Source organism: Photobacterium sanguinicancri, from assembly GCF_002265265.1.
GTDB lineage: Bacteria > Pseudomonadota > Gammaproteobacteria > Enterobacterales > Vibrionaceae > Photobacterium > Photobacterium sanguinicancri.
This window is the reverse complement of the sequence record NZ_NOIF01000373.1, coordinates 1-1,199: the sequence shown is the minus strand read 5'-3', so window position 1 is coordinate 1,199 and position 1,199 is coordinate 1. Positions and strand designations below refer to the sequence as shown.

Below are 1,199 nucleotides of genomic sequence, written 5' to 3'. Positions count from 1 at the left end.
TCTCATAGTCATTCTGACTAACTACTTTATTTGGGGAAATAACACTAATTGTATTATCACATAGTGGACAGTTATCGGATGATGAAAGTTCACTTATCAACTCATCAACTTTCCTAGAGCCAACAATGTTTGAGCGTTCTTCATTAAGTTTTTTTAGATGATTAGTGTAGCTTTTTACTTTGTATTTTTCTGTCGTGTATGAGCGGTCTAAGGAAGATTTGACTCGATTAAACTTGAGAAGCTTAATCTTCAATTCCTTCCTTTTTTCACTAAGTTCGCTGAGATCTTTACGCTTTTCTATATTTCTGTTTTGTTTTCTTAGTTTTGTTAGTTCTTTGGTTTTTTCTTTGTGTGCTGTTTTTACATCTACCCAACTGGATTCCATTTTAATCTTTAGTTGAAGGTTTATCAGTGAATCAATCTTTGATTTCTCAAACTTTTTCCCAAGTCCATTAACTGCATAGGAGAGCGAATAATCAACCCTGTCGAAATCTTTAACAGCTTGATTCCAATTCTCCACAAGTGTAGATCTTTCATTGGATAATCTATCTTTCTCTATGTCATTTTCTAAGCATTTTAAAGATAGCAAGTATTCAACAAGTTTTCGTTTTGCGTCTTTGATATTGAATGAAGGCATTTGAGACATAAAATCTGACCAGCCTTTAGTCTGTTCAATGAAGCAACTAGAAAATATATTCTGTAAGTATAATGTGTTTTTATTAGTTTCAGGATCCCTAGGTAGTTCAATACCAATAAAGTTCTGTAGCCAAGTATAAAAGCCATACTTATGGCTATGATCTTTTGCAGAGTGAATATAATACTTTCTAAAATCTCCTTTTTGGTGAATCATGATTGTATTCTTATCATCTTCAATTGGCGATACCGCAGGTCTTTCTATCAAGGCTATATCACCGCTACTATTTTGGATCTCAAGTCTTATTATTGATTGCGAAACACTAAAAGTCGTACCTTTATAAACAAATTCGCTTGTCAAACATTTATCCAATAGACTAGTTTTACTAGTGCTCATCCCTAGTAACTGTTCCATCCCTAAATTGTAATAAATACAAGACAATATGCTCGATTTACCTGTCGAGTTTTGACCTTTTATAATGTTCAGACCACTACTAAAATTGCATTTAAATCCGTATTTTTTCTCACTTTCAAGGACACGAATTTCAGATGAGACGTTATTTATT

General features: G+C 32.8%; 1 protein-coding gene. It reads right to left on the bottom strand.

What is annotated here, in order from left to right:
- Positions 1-994: hypothetical protein (locus ASV53_RS24095; RefSeq protein ID WP_205049237.1), on the bottom strand; the 994-nt coding region annotated here is incomplete at its 3' end.
- Positions 995-1,199: the final 205 nt, after the last annotated feature.